General features: G+C 69.2%; 20 protein-coding genes and 3 tRNA genes. 11 read left to right on the plus strand and 12 right to left on the minus strand.

The genetic code is table 11. The features are described 5' to 3' along the window. Positions 1 to 98: 98 nt before the first annotated feature. The 5 genes from gyrB (at position 99) to EDF55_RS11160 (ending at position 5,543) form a co-directional block, all read left to right on the plus strand. Positions 99 to 2,099, plus strand: a complete 2,001-nt coding sequence (gene gyrB, locus EDF55_RS11140) for a DNA topoisomerase (ATP-hydrolyzing) subunit B (protein ID WP_123655027.1) — start codon at positions 99 to 101, stop codon at positions 2,097 to 2,099. Between the two features lie 131 nt (positions 2,100 to 2,230). Continuing rightward, positions 2,231 to 4,885: a DNA gyrase subunit A gene (gene gyrA, locus EDF55_RS11145; protein WP_243698188.1), complete on the plus strand. Its 2,655-nt coding sequence runs from the start codon at positions 2,231 to 2,233 to the stop codon at positions 4,883 to 4,885. After that, on the plus strand, positions 4,878 to 5,285 hold the full coding sequence (locus EDF55_RS11150; RefSeq protein WP_022907014.1) for a DUF3566 domain-containing protein: 408 nt from the start codon (positions 4,878 to 4,880) through the stop codon (positions 5,283 to 5,285). The genes gyrA and EDF55_RS11150 overlap by 8 nt, the downstream gene beginning before the upstream one ends. Before the next feature lie 76 nt (positions 5,286 to 5,361). Continuing rightward, positions 5,362 to 5,438: transfer RNA gene (locus EDF55_RS11155), tRNA-Ile, on the plus strand. Positions 5,439 to 5,470: 32 nt separating this feature from the next. Next, positions 5,471 to 5,543 (plus strand) — tRNA-Ala (locus EDF55_RS11160). A 553-nt stretch (positions 5,544 to 6,096) separates the two neighbouring features. Here EDF55_RS11160 and EDF55_RS11165 read toward each other — a convergent pair. Then, entirely contained in the window at positions 6,097 to 6,678 is a 582-nt protein-coding gene (locus EDF55_RS11165) for a hypothetical protein (protein WP_123655028.1), read from the minus strand. A gap of 117 nt (positions 6,679 to 6,795) precedes the next feature. On the opposite strand from EDF55_RS11165, the gene EDF55_RS11170 reads away from it, so the two are divergent. Continuing rightward, entirely contained in the window at positions 6,796 to 7,335 is a 540-nt protein-coding gene (locus tag EDF55_RS11170; protein ID WP_123655029.1) for a peptidylprolyl isomerase, read from the plus strand. A 149-nt stretch (positions 7,336 to 7,484) separates the two neighbouring features. Beyond that, positions 7,485 to 8,195, plus strand: a complete 711-nt coding sequence (locus EDF55_RS11175; RefSeq protein WP_243698187.1) for a rhomboid family intramembrane serine protease — start codon at positions 7,485 to 7,487, stop codon at positions 8,193 to 8,195. A gap of 280 nt (positions 8,196 to 8,475) precedes the next feature. Here EDF55_RS11175 and EDF55_RS11180 read toward each other — a convergent pair whose 3' ends face one another. Beyond that, entirely contained in the window at positions 8,476 to 8,730 is a 255-nt protein-coding gene (locus tag EDF55_RS11180) for a cell division protein CrgA (protein ID WP_123655031.1), read from the minus strand. Positions 8,731 to 8,812: 82 nt separating this feature from the next. Here EDF55_RS11180 and EDF55_RS11185 point away from each other — a divergent pair, with 82 nt between their 5' ends. Then, positions 8,813 to 9,457 (plus strand): aminodeoxychorismate/anthranilate synthase component II, encoded by a 645-nt coding sequence (locus EDF55_RS11185; protein WP_123655032.1) that lies wholly within the window; start codon positions 8,813 to 8,815, stop codon positions 9,455 to 9,457. A 123-nt stretch (positions 9,458 to 9,580) separates the two neighbouring features. On the opposite strand, the gene pknB is transcribed toward EDF55_RS11185, so the two are convergent. The 7 genes from pknB to EDF55_RS11220 form a co-directional block, all read right to left on the minus strand. Then, positions 9,581 to 11,404 carry a Stk1 family PASTA domain-containing Ser/Thr kinase gene (gene pknB, locus EDF55_RS11190; RefSeq protein WP_260233336.1) on the minus strand — a complete coding sequence of 608 codons (1,824 nt, stop codon included), beginning with the start codon at positions 11,402 to 11,404 and terminating at the stop codon, positions 9,581 to 9,583. 124 nt (positions 11,405 to 11,528) lie between these two features. Beyond that, positions 11,529 to 13,280, minus strand: a complete 1,752-nt coding sequence (locus EDF55_RS11195) for a serine/threonine-protein kinase (RefSeq protein ID WP_123655033.1) — start codon at positions 13,278 to 13,280, stop codon at positions 11,529 to 11,531. Next, complete coding sequence (locus tag EDF55_RS11200; protein ID WP_123655034.1) at positions 13,277 to 14,731, minus strand: penicillin-binding protein 2; 1,455 nt, start codon at positions 14,729 to 14,731, stop codon at positions 13,277 to 13,279. The genes EDF55_RS11195 and EDF55_RS11200 overlap by 4 nt, the downstream gene beginning before the upstream one ends. Then, positions 14,728 to 16,176 carry an FtsW/RodA/SpoVE family cell cycle protein gene (locus tag EDF55_RS11205; protein WP_123655035.1) on the minus strand — a complete coding sequence of 483 codons (1,449 nt, stop codon included), beginning with the start codon at positions 16,174 to 16,176 and terminating at the stop codon, positions 14,728 to 14,730. Before EDF55_RS11205 ends, EDF55_RS11200 begins: the two co-directional genes overlap by 4 nt. Beyond that, positions 16,173 to 17,540, minus strand: coding sequence for a Stp1/IreP family PP2C-type Ser/Thr phosphatase (locus tag EDF55_RS11210; RefSeq protein WP_123655036.1), 1,368 nt, complete (start codon positions 17,538 to 17,540; stop codon positions 16,173 to 16,175). The genes EDF55_RS11205 and EDF55_RS11210 overlap by 4 nt, the downstream gene beginning before the upstream one ends. Before the next feature lie 6 nt (positions 17,541 to 17,546). Next, complete coding sequence (locus EDF55_RS11215; RefSeq protein WP_123655037.1) at positions 17,547 to 18,101, minus strand: FHA domain-containing protein; 555 nt, start codon at positions 18,099 to 18,101, stop codon at positions 17,547 to 17,549. Continuing rightward, positions 18,098 to 18,778 carry a DUF3662 and FHA domain-containing protein gene (locus tag EDF55_RS11220; RefSeq protein WP_123655038.1) on the minus strand — a complete coding sequence of 227 codons (681 nt, stop codon included), beginning with the start codon at positions 18,776 to 18,778 and terminating at the stop codon, positions 18,098 to 18,100. Before EDF55_RS11220 ends, EDF55_RS11215 begins: the two co-directional genes overlap by 4 nt. An 86-nt stretch (positions 18,779 to 18,864) precedes the next feature. Between EDF55_RS11220 and EDF55_RS11225 the strand changes: the two genes are divergently transcribed. Together EDF55_RS11225 and EDF55_RS11230 are read left to right on the plus strand one after the other, a co-directional pair. Continuing rightward, positions 18,865 to 18,951, plus strand: a tRNA-Leu gene (locus tag EDF55_RS11225). A 181-nt stretch (positions 18,952 to 19,132) separates the two neighbouring features. After that, the gene (locus tag EDF55_RS11230; protein WP_123655039.1) at positions 19,133 to 20,116 is read left to right on the plus strand and encodes an NAD(P)-dependent oxidoreductase; all 984 of its coding nucleotides are present in this window, start codon (positions 19,133 to 19,135) and stop codon (positions 20,114 to 20,116) included. 6 nt (positions 20,117 to 20,122) lie between these two features. On the opposite strand, the gene EDF55_RS11235 is transcribed toward EDF55_RS11230, so the two are convergent. From EDF55_RS11235 to EDF55_RS11245, 3 genes are read right to left on the minus strand one after another with little or no spacing between them, the layout of a single operon-like run. Continuing rightward, the gene (locus EDF55_RS11235) at positions 20,123 to 21,313 is read right to left on the minus strand and encodes a Fic family protein (RefSeq protein WP_123655040.1); all 1,191 of its coding nucleotides are present in this window, start codon (positions 21,311 to 21,313) and stop codon (positions 20,123 to 20,125) included. A 43-nt stretch (positions 21,314 to 21,356) separates the two neighbouring features. Next, entirely contained in the window at positions 21,357 to 21,968 is a 612-nt protein-coding gene (locus EDF55_RS11240) for a TetR family transcriptional regulator C-terminal domain-containing protein (RefSeq protein ID WP_123655041.1), read from the minus strand. 46 nt (positions 21,969 to 22,014) lie between these two features. Further along, positions 22,015 to 23,529, minus strand: coding sequence for a PucR family transcriptional regulator (locus tag EDF55_RS11245; protein WP_123655042.1), 1,515 nt, complete (start codon positions 23,527 to 23,529; stop codon positions 22,015 to 22,017). Positions 23,530 to 23,621: 92 nt separating this feature from the next. Here EDF55_RS11245 and gabT point away from each other — a divergent pair, with 92 nt between their 5' ends. Further along, complete coding sequence (gene gabT / locus EDF55_RS11250) at positions 23,622 to 24,977, plus strand: 4-aminobutyrate--2-oxoglutarate transaminase (protein ID WP_123655043.1); 1,356 nt, start codon at positions 23,622 to 23,624, stop codon at positions 24,975 to 24,977.

The raw sequence follows: 24,977 nt of genomic DNA on the forward strand, positions 1-24,977 counted from the left end.
GTCCAGGGGCTGTTTTCGCCCTCGGAAGAGGGCCTCCTGCGATAGACTGGGCGGTGCAGTGCGCGGGTGTTCCGCGCGCAGGCAGGAGCACTCTCGACATGGCATCAGGATCTGAACAGGACCGACAGGACCCCCGCGGCAACCCCGCCGCAGAAGAACCGTCGTACGGCGCAGACCAGATCCAGGTGCTCGAAGGGCTCGAGGCAGTCCGCAAGCGCCCGGGCATGTACATCGGTTCCACCGGCCCCCGCGGTCTCCACCACCTGGTGCAGGAGATCGTCGACAACTCCGTGGACGAAGCCCTCGCCGGCTACTGCGACACCATCGACGTCACCATCCGCGAAGACGGCGGCGTCCGCGTGGTCGACAACGGCCGTGGCATCCCGGTCGGCATCCACGCTGCCGAAGGCGTCTCGACCGTCCAGGTCGTCCTGACCGTCCTGCACGCCGGCGGCAAGTTCGGCGGCGGTGCGTACGCGGTCTCCGGCGGTCTGCACGGCGTGGGTTCCTCCGTCGTGAACGCGCTGAGCTCGGAACTCGACGTCGAGGTCCGCCAGCAGGGCCACGTCTGGCGCCAGAGCTACACCGACGGTGTCCCCGTCGCGCCGCTCTCCCAGGACGAAGCGTCCGACGACCACGGCACCACGATCACCTTCTGGCCGAACGCCGAGATCTTCGAGACCGTCGTCTTCGACTACGAGACCCTCCGCGCCCGCTTCCAGCAGATGGCGTTCCTCAACAAGGGCCTCCGGATCAACCTCCGTGACGAGCGCACCCCCGACGAAGGCGAAGAGTCGCGCCACGACTCCTTCCGCTACGAGCGCGGGCTCGCCGACTACGTCGAGTACATCAACGCGCAGAAGAAGGCCGACCTGGTCCACCCGGACGTCATCGGCTTCGAGGCAGAGGACACCGAGCGCAAGATCGCGCTCGAGGTCGCGATGCAGTGGAACACCTCCTACCAGGAGAGCGTCCACACCTTCGCGAACACGATCAACACGCACGAGGGCGGCACCCACGAAGAAGGGTTCCGCGCCGCGCTCACCACGCTCGTGAACCGCTACGCGCGCGAAGCCAAGATCATCAAGGAGAAGGACGACAACCTCACGGGTGACGACATCCGTGAAGGGCTGACCGCCGTCATCTCCGTCAAGCTCGGCGAACCGCAGTTCGAAGGCCAGACGAAGACCAAGCTCGGCAACACCGAGGCAAAGTCGTTCGTCCAGCGCGTCGTCGGCACCGAGCTCACGCACTGGTTCGAGAGCAATCCGACGCAGGCCCGCGACGTCGTCCGCAAGGCGATCCAGGCATCGCAGGCCCGTCTCGCCGCCCGAAAGGCCCGCGAGACCACCCGGCGCAAGGGGCTGCTCGAGTCGGGCGGCATGCCCGGCAAGCTGAAGGACTGCCAGTCGAAGGACCCGACACTGTCGGAGATCTTCATGGTGGAGGGCGACTCGGCCGGCGGTTCCGCCGTGCAGGGCCGCAACCCGATGACCCAGGCCATCCTGCCCCTCCGCGGCAAGATCCTGAACGTCGAGAAGGCGCGCCTCGACCGTGCCCTCGCCAACCAGGAGATCCAGTCGATGATCACGGCGTTCGGCGCCGGCATCGGTGAGGACTTCGACCCGGACAAGGCCCGGTACCACAAGATCGTGCTGATGGCCGATGCCGACGTCGACGGTCAGCACATCACCACGCTGCTGCTCACGCTGCTCTTCCGCTACATGCGTCCGCTCATCGAGCGCGGGTACGTGTACCTCGCGCAGCCGCCGCTGTACCGCCTGAAGTGGTCCAACTCCGCGCACGAGTACGTCTTCAGCGACCGTGAGCGCGACGCCCTGCTGCAGGCGGGCATCGCCGCCGGCAAGCGCATCCCGAAGGACAACGGGATCCAGCGCTACAAGGGCCTCGGCGAGATGGACTACAAGGAGCTCTGGGACACCACGATGAACCCGGACACCCGCACCCTGCTCCAGGTCACGCTGGAAGACGCGGCGGCCGTCGACAGCGTCTTCGCCACCCTGATGGGTGAAGACGTCGACGCACGTCGCCAGTTCATCCAGCAGAACGCCAAGGACGTCCGGTTCCTGGACATCTGAGGTCCGACATCTGATCACCGGACAGGAGGCGCGGTGCCAGCCGCGTGCCCTCGTCCCGACCACCTGTGGTCGCGCCCACCGCGACGAACGTCACCACGGCCTCCAGGCCGTCAGAAAGGTACTGAAGCCACATGGCTGACGACAACGAGACGAACGACGACCAGCCCGAGATCGTGCACGGCGACAGCGGGGACATCGTCGTCTCCGGTGACCGCATCTCGCAGGTCGACCTGCAGCTCGAGATGCAGCGCTCCTACCTCGACTACGCGATGTCCGTCATCGTCGGTCGCGCGCTGCCCGAGGTCCGCGACGGCCTGAAGCCGGTCCACCGCCGCGTGCTCTACGCGATGTACGACGGCGGCTACCGCCCCGACCGCGCGTTCTCCAAGTGCTCGCGCGTCGTCGGCGACGTCATGGGGCAGTTCCACCCGCACGGTGACAGCGCGATCTACGACGCGCTCGTCCGCCTCGTGCAGCCGTGGTCGCTCCGCTACCCGCTCGCGCTCGGCCAGGGCAACTTCGGTTCCCCCGGCAACGACGGCGCCGCCGCCCCGCGGTACACCGAGACCAAGATGGCGCCGCTCGCCATGGAGATGGTCCGGGACATCGACGAGGAGACCGTCGACTTCCAGGACAACTACGACGGCCGCACGCAGGAACCCGCGATCCTGCCCGCCCGCTTCCCGAACCTGCTGGTCAACGGCTCGGTCGGCATCGCGGTCGGCATGGCGACGAACATCCCGCCGCACAACCTGCGGGAAGTGGCCGCCGGCGCGAAGTGGGCGCTCGAGCACCCGGACGCCACCCGCGAAGAACTCCTCGCCGCGCTCATGCAGCGCATCAAGGGACCGGACTTCCCGACCGGCGCGCAGATCCTCGGCGTCAAGGGCATCCAGGACGCCTACCGCACCGGTCGTGGCTCGATCACGATGCGTGCCGTCGTCAGCGTCGAGGAGATCCAGGGGCGCACCTGCCTCGTCGTCACCGAGCTGCCGTACCAGGTCAACCCGGACAACCTGGCGATCAAGATCGCCGAGCTCGTCAAGGACGGCCGTCTCGCCGGCGTCGCTGACATCCGCGACGAGACCTCCGGTCGCACCGGTCAGCGCCTCGTGATCGTGCTGAAGCGCGACGCGGTCGCCAAGGTCGTGCTGAACAACCTGTACAAGCACACGCAGCTGCAGGAGAACTTCGGCGCGAACATGCTCGCGATCGTCGACGGTGTCCCGCGCACCCTGGCACTCGACGGCTTCATCTCCGCGTGGGTCGACCACCAGATCGACGTCATCGTCCGCCGCACCCAGTACCGGCTGCGCGAGGCCGAGAAGCGCGCACACATCCTGCGCGGCTACCTGGCGGCGCTCGACGCCCTCGACGAGGTCATCGCGCTCATCCGCCGCTCGCCCGACGTCGAAGAAGCCCGCACCGGTCTGATGGACCTGCTGGCCGTCGACGAGATCCAGGCGCGCGCGATCCTCGAGCTCCAGCTCCGTCGTCTGGCCGCCCTCGAGCGACAGAAGATCCACGAGGAAGCGGAAGCCCTCGAGCTCAAGATCGCGGACTTCAACGACATCCTCGCGCGCCCGGAGCGCCAGCGCTCGATCATCGGCGAGGAGCTCGACGAGATCGTCGAGCGCTTCGGTGACGACCGCCGCAGCGAGATCATGTTCGGGTACGACGGCGACATGTCCATCGAGGACCTCATCCCCGAGGAAGAGGTCGTCGTCACCATCACCCGCGGTGGCTACGTCAAGCGCACCCGCAGCGACCAGTACCGCTCGCAGCACCGCGGTGGTCGTGGTGTCCGCGGCGCCCAGCTCCGCGCGGACGACGTCGTGGAGCACTTCTTCGTCACGACGACGCACCACTGGCTGCTGTTCCTCACCGACCAGGGCCGCGTCTACCGGGCGAAGGCGTACGAGCTGCAGGAAGCGGGGCGTGACGCCAAGGGCCAGCACTCCGCGAACCTCCTCGCCATGCAGCCGGACGAGCAGATCCAGCAGGTCCTCGACATCCGTGACTACGAGGCAGCGCAGTACCTCGTGCTCGCCACCGAGCACGGCCTCGTGAAGAAGACCGCGCTCACCGAGTACGACACGAACCGCACCGGCGGCATCATCGCGATCAACCTCCGCGACGGCGACAAGCTCCGCTCCGCGCTGCTCGTCGACGAGTCCGACGACCTGCTGCTCGTCTCGCGCCACGGGATGTCGCTCCGCTTCACCGCGACGAACGACACGCTCCGGCCGATGGGTCGTTCGACCTCCGGCGTGAAGGGCATGTCCTTCCGCGACGGCGACTCGCTGCTCGCAGCGCGGGTCGTCTCGGACGACGGGTTCGTCTGGGTGATGACCGAGGGCGGCTACGCGAAGCGCACCTCCGTCGACCAGTACCGCATCCAGGGACGCGGTGGTCTCGGCATCAAGGTGGCCAAGCTGGCCGCCGACCGAGGCGACCTTGTGGGTGCTCTCATCGTGGGCGAGGACGACGAGGTGCTCGTCGTGCTGCAATCGGGCAAGGTGGTAAGGTCTGCCGTGGCCGAGGTCCCCGCCAAGGGTCGTGACACGATGGGCGTCGTCTTCGCGAGGTTCGCGGAGAACGACCGGATCATCGCGGTGGCCCGGAACACAGAGCGGAACCTGGACGACCAGGACGACGCCGAGATCGAGCCCGCGGGCCCGGTGGAGACGGTCAGCCCTGCCGAAGCGGCCCCGGACTCCACTGATCCCACCGACACCGCGCCTGATGTAGACGAGGCCGGAGAGGACCAGTCAACCAATGAGTAGTGTCGCCGAGAAGCTCCAGAAGAAGGCGAAGCGTCCCGTCGGCACCCGCCAGGTCCGACTGCGGCTCGTGTACGTCGACTTCTGGTCGATGGTGAAGCTGAGCTTCCTCATCGCCCTGGCCGGCAGCATCGTGATCGTGGTCGCCACGGCACTGGTGTGGGTCATCCTGAACCAGACGGGGGTGTTCACCCAGATCGACGCCCTGCTGAAGGACGTCACCGGGCAGAACAACTACTCGATCATGGACCAGTTCTCACTGGGCCAGGTCCTCGGGTTCTCCGTCGTCGTGGGCATCCTCAACGTGGTCGTCGGCACCGTGCTCGGCGCCATCGTGAGTGTCCTCTACAACCTCAGTGTGCGGATCACGGGCGGCCTGCTCGTGGGCTTCACGAACAACTGACACACCCGGGCCGGGTGCGGCCTCCCGCTCGATTTCGTTCCGGCGAGATCGTACGGTAGGCTTTCATCCGGTCTGAGGGGCTATAGCTCAGGCGGTTAGAGCGCTTCGCTGATAACGAAGAGGTCCAAGGTTCAAGTCCTTGTAGCCCCACCACATCTCCCAGACATCCGTACCATGGGTGTCCCGGGGCCTTAGCTCAGTTGGTAGAGCGCCTGCTTTGCAAGCAGGATGTCAGGAGTTCGATTCTCCTAGGCTCCACTCCCTCGGCGCGAGCGGTGCTCCGCTCGTTCCTCGCTTCGCCGCTCTCGGTCGTCGTGCTCGTCTGCGCGCCGCCGCCCCTGCGGCGCGACGTCGTGACCTGCCGCTCGCGGTCATGCTCGTCTGCGCCTCTCACCGCCGTCTTGTCGGCCACGAGGTGCGTGCCGACCGTGGGCGCGGCTTTCGGGGGTGATGCGGCCGGACTGGAGGTCCGGGTCGGGCCCGCACCGTGCCTCCCGTCCAGCTCGTCCCGCGTCCCCCGCTCCCCCGCTCTGCACCGGTGAGATCGCAGTACTCGTCGGGCCGCGGATTCGGAGGCGACACGAAGTGCGATCTCGGCACCGCCGTGCGTGACGCGCCGGTTCCGCCGCCGGCGGCGGCGCCCCTGGCGCGCGCTCGGGCTCGGGCTCGGGCACCGGTGAGATCGCAGTACTCGTCGGACCGCGGGATCGGAGGCGACACGAAGTGCGATCTCGGCACACCGTGCGCTGCGCACCCCGGGGACGACGAAGGGCCCCGGCGTGTGCCGGGGCCCTTCGTACGAACCGGGAGGTCAGGCGGCGGACTTGTCCGCCGAGTCGGCGTCGTCGGCGACCCAGAGGTCGTCGTCGGCGCGGAGCGTCTGGTACGCGGCGTAGGCGGCACCGGCGACGGCGACCACCCCGACCACGATCAGCGCGACACCGCCGAAGCCGATGCCCTTCTTCTTCTGCGCGGCGGCGGGCACGTACTTGACGGCCGCCTTCTTCGCCTTCTTGCCCTTCTTCTGGGCGTCCTTCACGATCTTCTGGACCCGGGGGTCCTTCGCGAGGTCGACCACGCTCAGCACGGAGCCGGCCGTGGACACGAGTCCCGGCACGACCTCGGACTGGAAGCGGTGCGAGGCGTTCTGTGCTGCCGAGGTGGCAGCGTGCACACCCGTGGCGACAGCCGGGCGGATGCCGCTGTCGATCGCGTGCTGGACGCGGGGTGCGATGTCCTTGCGGGCAGCGTCGGCTGCGTTGGAGCGCGCCTCGGAGAGGATCGCGTTCGCGTGCTCGAGGACCTTGCGCTGCTCGCCGAGGAGCGAGGCGGTCTGGCCCTTGAGCTTCTTGATCTGCTTGCGACGCTTGCGCGGCAGTTCGATCGTCGTCATCTGGTACCTCCATCGGAACGGCGTGCGTCCCATCCTGCCACTGCACCACCTGACAGGTCACGGAGTCGCACCTGTGGGTACCGTCTGTACGCAGCGGACGCATGCGAGAATCGGAACATGTCTCTGCACACTGCTGTCGCAACGATCCACACCAACAAGGGCGACATCCGCGTCAACCTGTTCGGCAACCACGCTCCGAAGACCGTCAAGAACTTCGTCGACCTCGCGACGGGTCAGCAGGAGTGGACCCACCCGGGGACCGGCAAGGTCTCGACCGACAAGCTCTACGACGGTGTGGTCTTCCACCGCATCATCAAGGACTTCATGATCCAGGGCGGCGACCCGCTCGGCCAGGGCATCGGTGGCCCGGGCTACCGTTTCGACGACGAGATCTCGCCGGAGCTCACCTTCCAGAACCCGTACATCTTCGCGATGGCCAACGCGGGCATCCAGGGCGGCCGTGGCACCAACGGCTCGCAGTTCTTCATCACGACCGTCGCCACCCCGTGGCTCCAGGGCAAGCACACCATCTTCGGTGAGGTCGCCGACGACGAGTCCCGCAAGGTCGTCGACGCGATCGAGGGCGTGGCCACCGACGGCCGTGACAAGCCGCTCGAGGACGTCGTGATCAACAGCATCGACGTCGAGTCCGTCTGACCTCTGTGAGCGATCAGGCGTACAACCCGGCCAACTACTGCTACCGGCACCCGGACCGGCAGAGCTTCATCCTGTGCCAGCGGTGCGGGCGGACGATCTGCACCGAGTGCCAGACGCCGGCGGCGGTCGGGGTGCACTGCCCTGAGTGCGTGCGTGACCAGCGCATGCAGTTCGCTGCGAACCGCCGTGCGTCCGGGGCCCCGAGCGGGCTCACGGTCGCACGGCGGCGCTTCGCGATGCTCGACCAGAAGGCGACGGTCGTCATCGTCGCCGTCTCGGTGATCATCTGGCTGCTCGACCAGGTGTCGGGACGCTTCTTCACGCAGCTGTTCTTCTACAACGCCGCGTACCTGCCGACGCAGCCGTGGCGGATGGTCACGTCGCTGTTCGTGCACTCGGGGATCTTCCACATCGCCTTCAACATGTGGGCGGTGTGGATCTTCGGCCGGATGCTCGAGAACATGCTCGGGACGTGGCGGTTCCTCGCGCTGTACTTCCTCTCCGGGCTGGCCGGGTCGATGGCGGTGACGCTGATCTCCCCGGGGACCTCGGTCGTCGGGGCCTCCGGTGCGATCTTCGGGCTCTTCGCGGCGTTCTTCGTGCTGCAGCGGAGCCTCGGCGCCAACGCCGTGTCCCTGCTCGTGATCATGGGACTCAACCTCGTGATCGGGTTCCTGCCCGGCACGAACATCGCCTGGCAGGCCCACGTGGGCGGCATCGTCGCGGGCTTCGTGACCGGGTACGTCTTCGCCAAGACGCGGAACGTCCGGCAGCGCGGTCTGCAGATCACGCTGCTCGTCATCGAAGCCGTGGTCATCGTCGCCCTGACCTACGTCGGGTACGCGATCGCGGTGAACTGACGCGGACACACGCTGGACGCTCGAACGCCCCGTCACTCTTCGGAGTGGCGGGGCGTTCGTCGTCCTGTGGAGAACTCACTGAGTTACACGGGTGTGATTATCCCCATTGTGGACTGAGCTGTGGATAACTCCGGGGCGAGGGTGTGGAACGTCGTGTGGAGAACTCTCACTCCTGTGGAAAACGAGTGGAGAGCGTGCAGACGACGCGAGTCCCTGTGGAAAACGACGACGCCCGCCGCACCGTTCGGTGCAGCGGGCGTTCGAGGGGTCGAAGCGGTGGTCAGCGCCACCGGGTGGTCATGAGGAAGCCAACGAACATGATGCCGAAGCCGATGAGGATGTTCCACGAGTTCAGCGAGGGGACCGGAAGGGTGCCCTGCGAGATGTAGAAGACGATCACCCAGGCGAGGCCGATGAGCATGAAGCCGAACATGACCGGCTTGAACCACACGGGGTTGGGCGCATCGCCCGCCGTGTCGACCGAGTCGGCTCGGGTCTTCCGGGCGGGCTTGGTGCGGTCCTTGTCCTTGGCCATGGCCGGTATCCTACCGTGAACATGTGTGTGCACCGGCCCCACGGAGGCTGCACACGACCCCCACGAGTACGGTGAACCGACCATGACCAAGATCCTCGTCGTCGACAACTACGACAGCTTCGTCTACACGCTCAACGGCTACGTCCAGCAGCTCGGCGCGGACACCGACGTCGTCCGCAACGACGCCTTCCCTGAATCCGAGATCGCGGACCGCATCGCCGAGTACGACGGCGTCCTGCTCTCCCCCGGTCCGGGCACCCCCGCGGACGCCGGTGTCTCGATCGCCACGGTCCGTGCCGCGATCCAGGTCGACAAGCCCCTCCTCGGCGTCTGCCTCGGCCACCAGGCCATCGCCGAGGCCCTCGGTGCGACGGTCACGCACGCCGAAGAGCTGATGCACGGCAAGACGTCGCTGGTCGACCACGACGACAGCCCCCTCTTCACCGGGGTCCCCCACCCCTTCACCGCGACGCGGTACCACTCGCTCGCGATCGTCGAGGGCACCGTCCCCGACGAACTCACCGTCACTGCGCGCACCGCCGGCGGCGTCATCATGGGCGTCCAGCACGAAGGTGCCCCCGTGTACGGCGTGCAGTTCCACCCCGAGTCGGTCCTGACCGAGGGCGGCTACCGGATGGTCGGCAACTGGCTCGAGACCGCCGGTCTCGCCGGCGCAGCCGAGCGCGCTGCGGGCCTCGGCCCGCTCATCGCGGCCCGACGGGACTGACGCGCGTGCGGGCCACGGCCCGCGACGTCACCACCTGACGGCCTGGAGGCTCGTGGCGGGCCCGCACCGGGCCTCCCGGCTGGTGCATGGCCGGCCCCGGGGCCCAGCCGTCAGCGGTCGACGTCAGTTGCCGTCGGTGTTGCCGCTGTCCCCGCCGTCGTCGTTCCCGCCACCGTTGCCACCACTGTCGCCGTCGGACGGCGTGGACGTGGCCGGAGCGGTCGGCTGGTTGGACGCGGCGCAGTACGTGAGGGCAACCGTGCTGCCCTGTGCGACGTCACCGGCCGGCTTGTCCTGCTGCGTGACGGTGCCACCGACGCACGAGTAGGAGGGCTGCGGCGTCACCTTGAGCCCGAGCCCGGCCAGGGTCGAGTTCGCCGTGGCGAACGGCTGCTGCGTCACGTCGGGGAGCTGGACCATCCCGTTGGAGACGGTGAGGTTGATCACCGTGCCCTTGGTGTGCGTCGTGCCCGATGCCGGGTCGGAGCTCATGACCGTCCCTTCGGGGACGGACGGTGAGTAGTCGGTGTTGATCGCGCCGATCGTGAACCCAGCGGTTTCCAGGGCCTTCTGCGCGGCGTCCTGCGCCTGGTTCGCGACGTCGGGGACGGCGACCTGCTCCGGACCGAGGGACACCACGACCCGGATGTTCTGGGACCGGGCGACGTTCGTGCCCGACCCGGGTTCCGTCCGGATCACCGAGCCCTTGTCCACCTTGTCCGAGTTCTCGTCGACCCGGACCGCGACGAGGTCGCGCTTCTTGAGCGCGTTCTCGGCGGAGTCGTACGTGGCGCCGACGACGTTCGGGACGCTGACCGACGAGGACACCGGAGCCTGTCCGGGCTGGAGGTTCGCGACCCAGAAGATCACGCCGGCGATCACGGCGATGGTCAGGACGATGCCGACCCAGATCCATGCGACCGGGGGGCGGTTCTGCGTGCGCTGCGGACGGTGTTCCTGCGTGTCGTCGAGTTCTCGGAAGGCGACTTCCGGGTTGGACGTCGTGCGGGGGTTCACGCCGAAGAGCATCGTCGAGGCGTCGTTCGCGCTCTGGTGGAGCTTCTTCGTCGACGCGGGGACCTGTCCGGCCGCGGCCTGTTCGAGGTCACGGCGGAACTCGGCGGCGTTCTGGAAGCGGCGCGTGCGGTCCTTGACGAGGGCGTGCAGCGTGACGGCGTCGAGTGCGGGCGAGACAGCGGGGGTGATCGTCGACGGGGCGACGGGCTGCTCGCTGACGTGCTGGTAGGCGACGGCGACGGGCGAGTCCCCCAGGAACGGCGGACGTGCCGTCAGGAGCTCGAAGAGGACGATGCCGGTCGAGTACAGGTCGGTGCGGGCGTCGACGGTCTCGCCGCGGGCCTGTTCCGGGGAGAAGTAGGACGCGGTGCCGAGGATCGACGTGGTCTGCGCGACGGTGGCCGAGGTGTCGGTGATGGCCCGGGCGATGCCGAAGTCCATGACCTTGACCTGGCCGGTGTGCGTGACCATCACGTTGGCGGGCTTGATGTCGCGGTGCACGACACCGGCGCGGTGCGAGTACTCGAGCGCGGTGAGGATGCCGCTGGTGATGCGGACGGCTTCGTCCGGGTCGACCGGCCCCTCACCGATGATGTCGCTGAGCGGACGCCCCTCGACGTACTCCATGACGATGAAGGGGACCTGCACCTCGGCGCCGGACTGCTCCGTGACGGTTTCTTCGCCGGCGTCGTAGACGCGGACGATCGTCGGGTGCGCCATGCGCGCGGCCGCCTGGGCTTCCTGACGGAAGCGGGTGCGGAAGGCCGGGTCGTTCGCGAGGCTCGGCTTGAGCAGCTTCACCGCGACACGTCGTCCGAGCCGGGTGTCCTGCCCCACGTGCACGGTGGCCATGCCGCCACGACCGATGACGTCACCGATCTCGTAGCGATTTGCGAGGAGCGTGATCCCCGCGGTCACACCTTCTGGCACGTACTCCTCCGAATGTCCGTCGGGGGCAAGTGTACGACAGCGCACCCTGGTGAGACGCTGGCCGCGGGCCGCCCGGACGAACCGTTACCGGAACGGTGTGGACGGCCGCGCGGCCCGGTCGTGACTAGCCGTCCGAGCCCGAGTCGGTGCCGACGGTGGGGTCGGCGGTCGGGGTCGAGGTGGGCTGCTGCGCGTACGTGCCCGAGGCCGTGTCCGAGGACGCGGACTGCAGGTCACCGCAGTTCACGACGTAGCTGAGGCTGACGTCGCCCGGCTGGGCGGCGGTCACCTGGACGGCCGTGCCGCGCGTCGCACCGGAGCTGTTGCCGGACGAGTCGGTGCCGTTCGTGATCGTGTACGTGTACCCGGTCAGCTCGTAGCCGGCGGGGCACTGCGTGTAGGCGCTCCACGAGAACGTGACCTGCCCGCTGTCGGACACCGTGCCGGCCGTGGGCGACGCCGGGGTCTCCAGCGTGGGCTGCGCGGTGTAGGCGCGGAGCACGATCGCGGTGCCGACGGGCAGGCTGCCGGTCGGGCTGATCGACTGCACGGTGCCCTGCTTGTCCGAGCTCGGGGCGGCGTCGCCGTCCGCGATGCTCGTTTGGAACCCGAGCGCATCGAGCTCGGCCTTCGCCTGCTCGGCGTTCTTGCCCACGTAGTCGCTCTGGTTGACCGTGATCCGCGTCGTCTGGGTCGGCGTGGCGGACGGGGTCTGCGAACGGGTCTGCCGGGGCGTCGAGCTCTGGCTCGAGCTCGCCGACGGCTTCGGGTCGTCGTTGTCGTTCGTGAACGCGAAGGCGGCGATCACACCACCGGCGATGAGCACGACGGCCGCCGCGACCACCCACCAGATCCAGGCGCGCTTCTTCTTCGGGGTCTCGTCGTCGTCACCGGACGGCGAACCCGGGGTGCCCGGTCCGCCGACGCCTGCGCCACCGACCGTGCCACCGGCCTGGGTGCCGATGAGGGCCGTTGCGGCGTCGTTGCCCTGTGGCGGGTTGAACGCCACGGTCCCGGCGCCGCCGAGTGCGGGGACGGCCACGGTCGCCGCCGCGACGTCACCACGACGGAGGGCCTGCGCCGCACGGGCCAGGTTCGCCGCGGTGGCCGGTCGGTCGGCGGGCTTCTTCGCGATGCAGGACATCACGAGGGCCGCGACGGGCTCCGGGATGTCGCCCGGGAGTGCCGGCGGCTGCTCGTTGATGTGCGCCATCGCGATCGCGACCTGCGACTCTCCGGTGAACGGACGGCGTCCGGCCAGGCACTCGTACGCGACGATGCCGAGCGAGTAGATGTCCGTCGACGGCGACGCCGGGTGCCCGCTCGCCTGCTCGGGCGAGAGGTACTGCACGGTGCCCATGACCTGGCCGGTCGCGGTGAGCGGGACCTGGTCGGCGATCCGGGCGATGCCGAAGTCGGTGATCTTGACGCGGCCGTCCGGCGTGATCAGCAGGTTGCCCGGCTTGATGTCACGGTGGACCAGGCCGACGGCGTGCGCGGCCTGCAGGGCGTTGGCGGTCTGCGCGACGATGTCGAGGACCTTGTCGACCGGCAGGGTGTGCTCGCGCTCGATCATCGTCGAGAGGGCTTCGCCGGGGACGAGCTCCATCACGAGGTAGGCGCTGCCGTCTTCCTCGCCGTAGTCGAAGACGTTCGCGATGCCCTCGTGGTTGACGAGCGCGGCGTGGCGGGCCTCGGCGCGGAAGCGCTCGAGGAACCCGGGGTCGCCGAGGTACTCGTCCTTGAGGATCTTCAGGGCGACCGTGCGACCGATGACGAGGTCGGTGGCCTGCCACACCTCTCCCATGCCGCCGATGGCGACCCGGGACGAGAGTTGGTACCGCCCACCGAAGGTGAGTCCGCTGGTGGGTCTCATTTGTTCAGCACCGCCTCCATGACTTTCTTCGCGACCGGGGCCGCGACCGTGTTGCCGACACCGGACTGTCCGAGTCCGCCGCCGTTCCCGACGACGACCGCCACCGCGACCTCCGGGTCCTTCGCGGGCGCGAACCCGGTGAACCAGAGCGTGTAGGGATCGCCCGTGCCGTTCTCGGCCGTTCCCGTCTTCCCTGCGACGTCGACCCCGTCGATCTTCGCATTGGTGCCGGTCCCCGCGTTGACGACGCTCTGCATCGCCTCGGTCAGGTCGTCGGCGTCGTCGGACGAGATCGGGTCGCTGTACTGCTTCGGGGAGAAGGACTCCACCGTCTTCAGATCGCTCGTGGTGATCGAGTCGATGAGCGAGGGCTGCATGACCTTGCCACCGTTCGCGATCCCGGCCGAGATCATCGCGATCTGCAGCGGGGAGACGCGGACACTGGCCTGGCCGAACGAGCTCAGCATGAGCTGCGCGGTCGAGTCGACGGCCGGGTACTGGCTCGGGGTGGCCTTCATCGGCACCTCGATCGCATCGCCGAAGCCGTACTTGTCGGCCATCCGCTTGATCGTGTCGTACCCGAGCTTCTGTCCGAGCTCCGCGAACGGGATGTTGCAGGAGTTCTGGATCGCCACGCGGAGCTTGACCTCGTCGCCACCGCCGCAGCTGCCGCCCTCGGCATTGTTGATGTTCGTGCTCGTGCCGGGCAGGCGCAGGGTCGAGGGGTTCGGGAGCGTCGAGTCGAGGTTCCAGTCGCCGCTCTCGAGCGCGGCCGAGGCGACGACGAGCTTGAAGACGGACCCCGGCGTGTACAGGTCACCGCCGATGGCACGGTTCTGCAGCGGCTTCGACGCGTCCGACTCGAGCGCCTTGTACTGCGCGATGACGTCGGTGGTGTCGTGCGAGGTCAGCGAGTTCGGGTCGTAGCCCGGCTTCGACACCATCGCCAGGATCTTGCCCGTCTTCGGCGCGATCGCGACGACGGCGCCGGTGTTCGATCCGAGGGCGTCGTACGCGGCCTGCTGCACGTCGGGGTCGATCGTCAGGTTGACGTTGTCGCCCTGGACGTCCTGGCCGGTCAGGATCGAGTTGAGGTTCTGGAAGAACGAGTCGTCCGAGTTGCCGGACAGCACCGTATTCTCCGAGCTCTCGATGCCCGAGTTGCCCTGGCCGATCGTGAAGTAGCCGGTGACCGCGGAGTACAGGTCACCGTTCGCGTACTTGCGCTGGTACTTGTACTGGTCGTCGACGGCGGTGGACTCGGCGATCGGAGTGCCGTTCACCAGGATGGCACCGCGCTTGTTCGAGTAGCTGTCGAGGATCGTGCGGGAGTTCCGCGGGTCGGCGCGGAGCGCGTCGGCGGAGAAGAACTGGATCGAGGTCGTCGACACGAAGAGCGCGACGAACATGAGCACGACGATCGTGGAGACGCCGCGGAGCTGCCGTTTCATCGACGCTCCTTCCTGGTCCGCCCACGGGCGGCCTTCCGGTCGGCGGCACTCGGGCCACCGCGCTCGGAGAGGACACGCTGTTCCGCGGGGATGGAGTCGGTCAGCCGCAGCAGCATCGCCGCGATGATCCAGTTCGCCACCAGGGAGGAACCACCCGCGGCCATGAACGGGGTCGTCAGGCCGGTCACCGGGATGATCCGGGTGATGCCGCCGACGACGACGAAGACCTGCAGGGCGATCGTGAAGCCGAAGCCGATCCCGAGCAGCTTGCCGAAGTCGTCCTGCGCCATGAAGCCGACCCGGATGCCGCGGGAGACCAGCACGATGAAGAGCGCCAGGATCGCGAAGACGCCGATCAGGCCCAGTTCCTCACCGAGGGACGAGATGATGTAGTCCGCGTTCGCGACCGGGGTGATGTACGGGCGTCCCTGGCCGAGACCGGTGCCGGTGATCCCGCCGTTCGCGAAGCCGAAGAGGCCGTTCACGAGCTGGTAGCTCGCCTGCGTGTCGGCGTAGTACGTGGAGTTCGCGAACGGGTTGAGCCACTGCTCGAAGCGGCCGTGCACGTACTCGAGCGAGCTCGCCGCGACGAGCGCACCGCCGACGAACAGCACGAGCCCGATGAGGACCCAGCTGAGGCGGGCGGTCGCGACGTAGATCATCACGAGGAACAGGCCGAAGTACAGCAGCGCCGTGCCGAGGTCGCGCTGGAACACCAGCACGCTCATCGCGACGCCCCACACGATGAGGATCGGGCCGAGGTCACGGGCGCGCGGGAAGGTCATCCCGAGGAACTTCTTGCCGACGATCGACAGGCTGTCCCTGGCGGTCACGAGGTAGCCGGCGAAGAACAGCGCCATCGTGATCTTCGCGAGCTCACCGGGCTGGAACGAGAACGGGCCGAGCTTGATCCAGACGCGGGCGCCGCCGACGTTCAGGCCGATGCCCGGCAGCATCGGCAGGAGCAGCAGCACGATGGTCAGGAACATGAAGATGTACCGGTAGCGCTGCAGGAACCGGTGGTTCTTCACGAGGATGACGGTCAGGATCGCGAACACCATCGCCAGGAGCGTCCAGACGATCTGCTTCACGCCGATCGCGTCCCAGCCGGACAGGCCGTTGTGGACGTCGATGCGGTAGATCTCCGCGATCCCGATGCCGTTGAGCACCAGGGACACCGGCAGGACGAACGGGTCGGCGTTCTTCGCCACGATCCGCAACACGACGTGCATGACGAGCGCCAGACCGAGGATCGTCGAGCCGACCCAGAGCACCGACGTGTCGAAGATCTCGCCCTTGGTGCCGAGCTGCACGAGGACCATCGCGCCGGCGCAGATGCCGCACGCGATGACGAGCAGGAACAGTTCGAGGTTCCGGGCGCGCGCGGGTTCCCGGAGCTTGATCGTGATCGCCTGGGTGAAGGACTGCTGTGCGGTCGTGGTCATCGGCCACCGCCGGTCGGCGAGGAGGACGGCGTCGGCGTGCCCGAGCGGGTGGACGTGGGCGTCGGTGACGAGGACGCGCCGCCGTCACCGCCCGTGCCGCTCTGGTCCTGGCCGGTCTCGGCCGCCGTCCGGAGCCGGTCGACGATGTCCCGCGCGTCGGAGAGCGAGGCGGCGTTGATCGTCGAGCGCACGTTCTCCCGCGTGTACTCGGGCAGGTCGGACACCTCGATGCCGGAGTCCTCGTACACGTCGGAGAGCTGGATCGGGCCGATCTGCTGCTGGACGCCCTTGTAGATCGCGACCTGACCGCGGTCGGAGCCGACGTAGTAGTGGTCCTGGACGATGCGCCAGCCGAGGAACACCGCACCCACGAGGGCGGCGACCGCGAGCACGAGCGCGATCGTCCAGCTGATCCGGCGGCGCACCCGGCGTCGCCGGTCCTCGGCGATGAGCTCCGCGAAGTACTGGTCGCTCTCCGGCTCGAAGTGCGAGTCCTCGGGAGCGGTGGTGACCTTGAGCGGGTGCAGCAGGATCGTGGGGAGGCGGATCGGCTTGCGACCGGTCGACGCCTCGAAGGTGAGGGGCGCTGCGGCGGAACCGACCGTGGTGGCCGCGTCGTCGTCGTCCTCGGTCGGGGACGCGTCGGTGACGTCCATCGCGACGACCGTCACGTTGTCGGGCGCGCCGTGGTCGAGCGTCTCCTTGACGAGCCGCTGCGTGACCTGGTTCGCGTCCATGTTCGACGCGAGCGCGTGCCGGATGCGTTCTTCGGCCAGGTACGACGACAGACCGTCCGAGCAGAGCAACCAGCGGTCGCCCGGCTTGATGTCCATGATCGCGGTGTCGACCTCCGGTGCCGCGTCGACGTCGCCGAGCACGCGCATCAGCACGGAGCGGCGCGGGTGCACCGCGGCTTCTTCCGGGGTGATGCGGCCGCTGTCCACGAGCCGCTGCACGAAGGTGTGGTCCGAGGTGATCTGCTGCAGCTCGCCGTCGCGGAAGCGGTAGATGCGGGAGTCGCCGATGTGCGCGATCGCGAGCTGGTCGCCGACGCGGATCATCGCGCTGACGGTGGTGCCCATCCCGGTGAGCTCCTGGTGCTCGAACACCGTCTCGGTGATGAGCTGGTTCGCGGCGATGAGGGCGGACTGCAGCGCGAACTCGGCGTCGTGGGCCGACGGGAACTCGCGGTCGACTTCGCGGATGCGACGGATCGCGATCGCCGAGGCGACGTCGCCGCCGGCGTGGCCGCCCATGCCGTCCGCTACCGCGAACAGGTGCGCCCCGGCGTAGCCGGAGTCCTGGTTGTTCGCGCGGATGCGCCCCACGTGGGACACAGCGGCGCTCAGCGTGCGAGCCGTCATCCGGGGTTACCGCCGCAGCTCGAACGTCGTGGTCCCGATCGTGATCGGCGTGCGCTCTGCGACGGTCACGGGGGCGGTCACCTTCTGACCGTTGACGAACGTGCCGTTCGTTGACTCGAGGTCGATGACGACCCATCCCGACTGCTGGAGTTCCAGACGGGCGTGGTGGGTCGAGGTGTAGTCGTCACGGATGACGACGTTGCTCTCGCTGGAGCGGCCGACCGTGATCGGGCCGCGACCGAGCGGCATCTCCATGCCCTCGCGCGCGCCCTCGGTGATCACGAGACGGGTGGCGACGTCGCCGGCGGGCTGCTGCGCCCCCGCGGACGGACTCTGACTGATGATGTCGGTGAAGGCCCCGCCACCGCCTGCGGGTGCACCGGCTGCGGGGATCGTGGGGGTCGTCGGACCCGACGGCGCACCCTTCGGATCGGTGGGGATGGTGCGCACCCGCTGGCCGAACAGGTCGCTCCGGAGTGCGAACACGATCACGAAGACGAACAGCCACAGCACCGCGAGGAACGCGAAGCGCAGGACGAGCAGTGTCAGTCCTGTGGTCATCGCGCACCTCCGTCGTTCTCCGGGATCACCCGGAACACCATACGGGTACGACCGATCTCGATGGTGGAGTCCGGCTCCACGATCGCCTGCTGGAAGCGCTCACCGTTCAGCTTCGAGCCGTTCGTGGACCCCAGGTCGTTGGCCTGTGCGTGCTTGCCGTCCCACACGATCTCGACGTGCTTCCGGCTCGTCCCGGTGTCCGCGACGGTGATGTCGGCGTCCGTTCCACGACCGATCACGGTGCGTCCGCGCTGCAGTCGGTGGCGCTGGGAACCGATGTCGAGCACGGCGACCCATGCGACGTCCCGCTGCACAGTGGTGGAGTCCACCTGCAGGATCCCGGTCGACAGGGTGCCGTCCTGCTGCAGGCGGATCGTGACCGGTCCGGAGAACGAGTAGTTCTGGGCGACGGCGTGCTGCTGCACCATCTGCGTGAGTTCGTCGATGAGGGGTCGACCGACGTCGTTCATGCGCGTGAAGTCCGGTGGCGCCAGGCGCACGGTGAACTCGTTCGGCACCAGGATGCGGTCGCGTGAGACCACGGCCGCCTTCGTGTCGAGTTCTCGTCGGAGCGTGCTCGAGATCTCGACCGGCTGCACGCCGGAGCGGAAGGTCTTCGCGAACGCACCGTTGACGGCGCGCTCCAGCCCCCGCTCGAAGCTGTCCAGTAGGCCCATGGGTCTCCCACGTTCTCGGTCGTTGACCTCTGCATGGTAGTAGGTGGCAGCTGAGGCAGTCTGTGCATGGTAGTGTTTTCGGGCTGGCGCGAGTGGCGGAATTGGTAGACGCGCACGGTTCAGGTCCGTGTGCTGGAAACGGCGTGGGGGTTCAAGTCCCCCCTCGCGCACCAGTGCTTGTGAAACACCAGGCAAGAATGAGAAGGCCCCCGATCGAGAGATCGGGGGCCTTCGTCCTTTCCGGAGCGCGGGTGGTGGTGCGGCCAACAGGCGGACGGGAGGCCCGTGTCGGCCTGGCACCGCGCCTCCAGTCCGCCTCGGATCGCCACATCCGCACCGGCCTACGGTGGCCGCATGAGCAGCAGCAAGCGCGTCGTCGTCATCGGCGGTACCGGACACATCGGCACGTTCCTGGTCCCGCGACTCGTCCGTGCCGGACACGACGTCGTGAACATCAGCCGCGGATCCCGCCGGGCCTACGCCGACGCGCCCGAGTGGGAACGGGTCCGACAAGTCGTCGCCGACCGCGAGCAAGAGGACCGCGAGGGCACCTTCCCGGATCGTGTCGCGGCCCTGGACCCCGACGTCGTGGTCGATCTCGTCTGCTTCACGCTCGAGTCCGCGACGGCACTCGTCGAGCGGCTCCGCGGGAGCGACGTCCACCTGGTCCACTGCGGATCGATCTGGCGTGCGGGACCGAGCGAGGTGCTGCCGATCACCGAGGACACCATGACGGCACCGTTCGGCACCTACGGCATCGAGAAGGACCGCATCGCCCGGATGCTCAAGCAGGAAACCAGCGATGGGGGTGTCGCCACGACGTCACTGCACCCCGGGCACATCAGCGGACCGGGGTGGGCGCCGATCGGTCCGGTCGGCAACCTCGACCCGTCGGTGTGGCGGACGCTGTCGGCCGGCGAGCTGCTCGCGATCCCGGGGCTCGGCGCCGAGACGATGGCGCACGTGCACGCAGACGACGTCGCGCAGGCGTTCGAACTCGCGGTCGAGCACCGGGACGCCGCAGCCGGCGAGGACTTCTCGGTGGTCGCCGCCGACGCACTGAACGTCCGCGGGTACGCGGCGCTCGCGGCGTCGTGGTTCGGGCAGGAGGCCCGGCTGGAGTCCGTGTCGTGGGACCGGTTCCGGGAGACCACCGACCAGGACGCGGCGCAGGCGAGCTGGGAGCACCTGTCCCGCAGCCAGGTGTTCAGCATCGAGAAGGCGCGCCGGCTGCTCGGGTACGAGCCCCGGCACACCGCCGGGGAGACGGTCGAGGAAGCAGTCCGCTGGTTGGTCGAGCACGGCGAGCTCGAGGGCACGCGCCCGCTGAGCCTCTGACGGCGGTCAGGAGCGCGGGTGCTGCCGGCGACCGCTGCGGTCGGCGAAGGCATCGAGCGCGTCGATCACGTCGTCGTTGATCCAGATGCGGTTCCGTTGCTTCGAGTTGCCGAGTCGGAGCACCCCGAGGTCGACGAGCTGCGCGAGAGCGTTCAGCACCGCGGGACGGGTGGCGCCGATCCGCTCGATCGCGAGCCGCGAGTTGAGGACCGGATGTTCGATCGAGAACCGCGCGATCCGCCGGGCGGTGGCGTCGGCGCGGAGTTCCCGCATCGCGAAGTCCCACCGCGACTCGAGTTGGCGGAGATCGTCGGCGAGCACGGAGGCGTTCCGGAGTCCCGCGAGTGATGCCTCGGCCACCACGTCGACGACCTGGGACGCGTCCCCTCGTCGGTAGGCGTCGAGCGCCGCGAAGTAGGCTTCGAGATCGGTCAGGAGCCCGCTGCTGACCGGGACCGTCAGGTGCTGCAGCACGCGACCACGTCGGAGGATCGCCTGGACGAGCGCCCGCCCGGTCCTGCCGTTGCCGTCCGGGAACGGGTGGATGGTCTCGAACTGCGCGTGCGCGATCGCGGCCTGGACGAGTACGGGGACGTCGGTGCGGCGGATGAAGGACACCAGGTCGTCCATGGCGTCCGGCACCCTGGCGTGGTGCGGTGGGACGAACTCCGCGGTGTGGGGGAGTCGCCCGCCGATCCAGACCTGCTCGTCGCGGTACCGGCCGACCATCGACGGCGCGGTGTCGGCGAGGAGCTCGTGGTGCATCGCGATGATCGTGTCGTTGCTGATGTCGTCGGACAGCGCGATCGCGGCTTCCATGGCGCGGACGTTCCGGACGATCTGCGGTGCGTTCCCCTGGACCCGTTCGTCGATCTCGGCTTCCGAGATCGCTCGGGCACCCGCGGTGAGGTGCTCGATCTCGGAACTGGACGCTGACTCGCTGCGGAGGAGCACCGCGGAGAACGGGGCCGGGAAGTGCGCGTACGCCGCGTCGAAGCGGGTGATCGCTCCGGAGGCATCGGTCGCCTCGGCGAGGGACCGTGCGCTGATGGAGAGGTCGAGACCGGCGATCGCGGGCGTGACAGCGGCTCGGTACGGCGTGCTCCGCGTCTCGCGCTGGCCACGGGAGAGCAGGTCCGGGTTGTCGAGTCGGGGCAGCGTGTGCGCTTCCCACTCGACCGCGGTCGTCCCCGCCATCCTGCACCATCCTCGTCCGTTGGTGAAGGTTAGCGCAGATCCTTTACTGAATGCGCGCCGAGGTGAGGCCGACGGCGCCGGCGATCGTGGCGACGACGAGGTCCTCGCGTTCGGCACGTGAGCGGTAGTCGACGAGGGCGTAGCCGTTCGCCGCGTCGACGAGGGCGAACAGCAGCAGTGCGACGCGCTCCGGGTCGTCGGTGCGCATCGAGCCGTCCGCCACGCCGTCCGCCACGACCGAGTGGGCGAGCGCCTGCCAGTCGTCCATCACGGACCGTGCCGCGTCGGCGAGCTCCGGGTTGCCGCGGCCGATGCTCCAGGCGTCCGACCACACCGCGGCGACGTCGTCACGCGCCGGGTCGTTGATCGCGTGCAGCAGCGCGGCGAGCCGGGCGACGGGTGCTGGTTCGACGCCGACGACGGACGCCACCTCGGCGACCTCGGCCGTCGCGATCGACCGGAACGTGTCCGCGACGAGGGACTCCATCGACGGACGGTAGTGCGCGACGAGGGACGGCGCTACCCCGACCGCCGCGGCGACCGCGCGGAGCGTGACCCCGGCGAGGCCGTCGACGCGGGCGAGGGTCACCGCCGCAGCGTCGATCTGCGTCAGGCGTTCCGCGGCGCTGAGACGACGACGGGGCGAGGGGGGCACGGTGTCAGCCTAGGCAGCGGGTCGTGGATCACGCAGCGGGTACGGGTCACGCGGGCAGCGCGACGAACGCCGCCCAGACGTCCGCCCGGGTCGCGAAGAGCCCGAGGTCGCGGTCGAGCAGGCGGCCCGCGTGCTCGATGCGGGCGCGCGCGGTGTGTCGGTGGACGCCGAGGGCCTGCGCGGTGCGGTCGTACTCGCAGTTCTGCTCGAGCCACGTGCGGACGGTGCGGGTGAGGTCGGTTCCCGACGCCGCGTCGTGGTCGGTGAGGGGCGCGAGGAAGGCGCGGGCGATCTCGGACGCGCCGGTGTGGGCGAGGTGCGCCAGGACACCGTCCCGGGCGAGGTCGCCGAACTCCACGATGCCCGCCCGCCCCTCGCGGCTGCGGTCGAGCGCCTGCACCGCCTCGGCCCGTGCGCGCGCGAACGACGTGAAGGTCGCGCCGTCGGACAGGCCGGCGTGCAGTCCGTACTGCTCGGTGAGGCGCTCCACCGGTGTGGTGTCGTTCGCGCTCACGCAGAGGAACAGGGCGTCGTCGACGGCGAAGAAGAGCTGCCCGGGCGTCTCCTGGACCCAGAGTTCGAGCAGGTCCACGACGGAGTCGGTCCGGTCGTCGGCCACGTCGAGCGCGGCGACCCGGATCGGTTCGGCGGGCAGCGGCCCCCAGAGTTCCCGGGACGTCGTCTCGACCACCTCGGAATCGCCGAACGAGAGCATCGTCAGGAGCCCGGTGCGGAGCAGTCCCCGCGCGCGGGCGAGCTCGCGGTTCTGCTGGAGCGCGAGGCCGGCGAGGGCGATGACGGCCGTCACCACCTCGCGCCCGGCCTGGTCGAGCGAGCCGGTGGCGATCGCCAGGACCCCGTCCAGGTGCCCGCCGGCCCCGAGGGTCTGCAGCGTGAAGCCCCCGTGGGCGGTGCTCACCGGCAGGCTCGCCCGCTGTCCGCCGCGGAGCAGCCGCGCTCCCTCGGCCTGCAGCTGGTCGCGTTCGTCCGCCGGGATCCCGTCGGGCGGGAACTCGCGGTCCAGCCGACCCGAGACGTCGAGCAGGCCGACCCAGCACTCGAGCTGCCGCGAGAGCTCGGCCAGGGTGGCACCGAGACCGTCTGGCCGGAGCGCCGCGAGCGAGATGGCGCGCTGTGCGGCGAGGGCCCACCCGCTCCGGGCGTTCGCGTCCCGGGCCACCGTCTCGGCGTTCGCCTGCGCCACGGCGATGAAGGAGGTCTCGTACGGGACCTCGAAGAGCGGGAGGCCGTGCGCGCGACATGCGTCCACGAGCGCGTCCGGGGTGCCGGCCTGGACGACCTCGGTGCCGAAGCCCAGGGCGACGACGCCCTGGTCGGCGAGGCGTGCGACGTACGCGTCGATGCGCTCCGCCGACACCGCCGTGCCCGTGCCGAACTGGGTGCCGGTCGTCAGGAGTGCCTGACCGGCGGCGAGGAACGGCGTTGGGTCCGGCAGGTCGGAGCTGTGCAGCCACGAGATCGGCACGTCGGTCGGTCCGCCACCGAGGAGCCGGAGCCGCAGGTCGCGTCGGGAGAGCAGGGAATCCAGCGTCGCGGGCATGCGGGGAGCTTATCCGCCGTGGCGATCGGAGTACGGTCCGCTGTACACCGCGGACAGCACCTGCACCGACCCGAGGCTCCTACCATCGGCGCATGTCCTCCACCGCGCTCGCAACCACCACCACCGGCGGACCGGGTCTCCCACAGGAGCGCCGCCTGGTCACCGCGATCCCCGGCCCGCGCTCCCAGGAGCTGCTGGCCCGGAAGGCCGCCGCGGTGCCGAACGGCGTCGGCGTCGCCGTGCCGATCGCCGTCGCCGCAGCGGGTGGCGGGGTCGTCGTCGACGCGGACGGGAACTCGCTCATCGACCTCGGTTCCGGGATCGCCGTGACCTCCGTCGGGAACGCCCACCCCGGCGTCGTGGCAGCCGTCACCGCCCAGGTCGCCGCGTTCACCCACACGTGCTTCACCATCGCCGCCTACGACGGCTACGTCGACGTCGCCGAGGCCCTGAACCGCCTGACCCCCGGTGACCACGAGAAGCGCACCGCCCTGTTCAACTCCGGTGCCGAAGCCGTCGAGAACGCGGTGAAGATCGCGCGGAGCCACACCGGGAAGCAGGCCGTCGTGGTGTTCGACCACGCGTACCACGGCCGCACGAACCTGACGCTGGCGCTCACCGCGAAGAACCAGCCGTACAAGAGCGGCTTCGGTCCGTTCGCCCCCGAGGTCTACCGCGTCCCGATGTCGTACCCGTACCGCGACGGACTCACCGGCGCGGAGGCCGCGAAGCGCGCGATCAGCCAGATCGAGAAGCAGGTCGGCGCGGAGAACACCGCGGCGATCCTGCTGGAGCCGATCCAGGGCGAGGGCGGCTTCGTCGTCCCCGCGGACGGCTTCCTGTCCGCCCTCGCCGGATGGGCCGAGGCGAACGACGTGGTGTTCATCGCCGACGAGGTGCAGACCGGGTTCGCCCGCACCGGCGCCATGTTCGCCAGCGACCACGAGGGGGTCGTCCCGGACATCGTGACGACCGCGAAGGGCATCGCCGGCGGGCTCCCGCTGTCCGCGGTGACCGGCCGCGCCGAGATCATGGACTCGCCCCAGGTCGGCGGCATCGGCGGCACCTACGGCGGCAACCCGATCGCGTGCGCCGCGGCGCTGGCCGCCATCGACGCGTTCGAGCACGACGGTCTCGTCGAGCGTGCGCAGGAGATCGAGGGCATCGTCCTCGGCGCGCTCCGAGCCGCACAGGAGCACGACCCGCGAATCGGCGACGTCCGCGGTCGCGGAGCGATGATCGCGATGGAGCTCGTCGATCCGGGGACCGGCGATCCGGACCCCGGGCTGACCGGCCGCGTCGTCCGCTACGCCGCCGAGCACGGCGTCATCGCGCTCACCGCCGGCACGTACGGCAACGTCGTCCGGTTCCTCCCGCCGCTCGCCATCGACGACGCACTGCTCGCCGAGGGCCTGGGAATCGTGCTCGAGGGGCTGGCAGCATCATGA

Source organism: Curtobacterium sp. ZW137 (genome assembly GCF_003762905.1).
GTDB lineage: Bacteria > Actinomycetota > Actinomycetes > Actinomycetales > Microbacteriaceae > Curtobacterium.

Coding starts and splice junctions, on each gene's coding strand:
- gyrB (WP_123655027.1), top strand. CDS start 99: ATGGCATCAGGATCTGAACAGGACCGACAGGACCCCCGCGGCAACCCC.
- gyrA (WP_243698188.1), top strand. CDS start 2,231: ATGGCTGACGACAACGAGACGAACGACGACCAGCCCGAGATCGTGCAC.
- EDF55_RS11150 (WP_022907014.1), top strand. CDS start 4,878: ATGAGTAGTGTCGCCGAGAAGCTCCAGAAGAAGGCGAAGCGTCCCGTC.
- EDF55_RS11165 (WP_123655028.1), bottom strand. CDS start 6,678: ATGACGACGATCGAACTGCCGCGCAAGCGTCGCAAGCAGATCAAGAAG.
- EDF55_RS11170 (WP_123655029.1), top strand. CDS start 6,796: ATGTCTCTGCACACTGCTGTCGCAACGATCCACACCAACAAGGGCGAC.
- EDF55_RS11180 (WP_123655031.1), bottom strand. CDS start 8,730: ATGGCCAAGGACAAGGACCGCACCAAGCCCGCCCGGAAGACCCGAGCC.
- EDF55_RS11185 (WP_123655032.1), top strand. CDS start 8,813: ATGACCAAGATCCTCGTCGTCGACAACTACGACAGCTTCGTCTACACG.
- EDF55_RS11195 (WP_123655033.1), bottom strand. CDS start 13,280: ATGAGACCCACCAGCGGACTCACCTTCGGTGGGCGGTACCAACTCTCG.
- EDF55_RS11200 (WP_123655034.1), bottom strand. CDS start 14,731: ATGAAACGGCAGCTCCGCGGCGTCTCCACGATCGTCGTGCTCATGTTC.
- EDF55_RS11205 (WP_123655035.1), bottom strand. CDS start 16,176: ATGACCACGACCGCACAGCAGTCCTTCACCCAGGCGATCACGATCAAG.
- EDF55_RS11210 (WP_123655036.1), bottom strand. CDS start 17,540: ATGACGGCTCGCACGCTGAGCGCCGCTGTGTCCCACGTGGGGCGCATC.
- EDF55_RS11215 (WP_123655037.1), bottom strand. CDS start 18,101: ATGACCACAGGACTGACACTGCTCGTCCTGCGCTTCGCGTTCCTCGCG.
- EDF55_RS11220 (WP_123655038.1), bottom strand. CDS start 18,778: ATGGGCCTACTGGACAGCTTCGAGCGGGGGCTGGAGCGCGCCGTCAAC.
- EDF55_RS11230 (WP_123655039.1), top strand. CDS start 19,133: ATGAGCAGCAGCAAGCGCGTCGTCGTCATCGGCGGTACCGGACACATC.
- EDF55_RS11235 (WP_123655040.1), bottom strand. CDS start 21,313: ATGGCGGGGACGACCGCGGTCGAGTGGGAAGCGCACACGCTGCCCCGA.
- EDF55_RS11245 (WP_123655042.1), bottom strand. CDS start 23,529: ATGCCCGCGACGCTGGATTCCCTGCTCTCCCGACGCGACCTGCGGCTC.
- gabT (WP_123655043.1), top strand. CDS start 23,622: ATGTCCTCCACCGCGCTCGCAACCACCACCACCGGCGGACCGGGTCTC.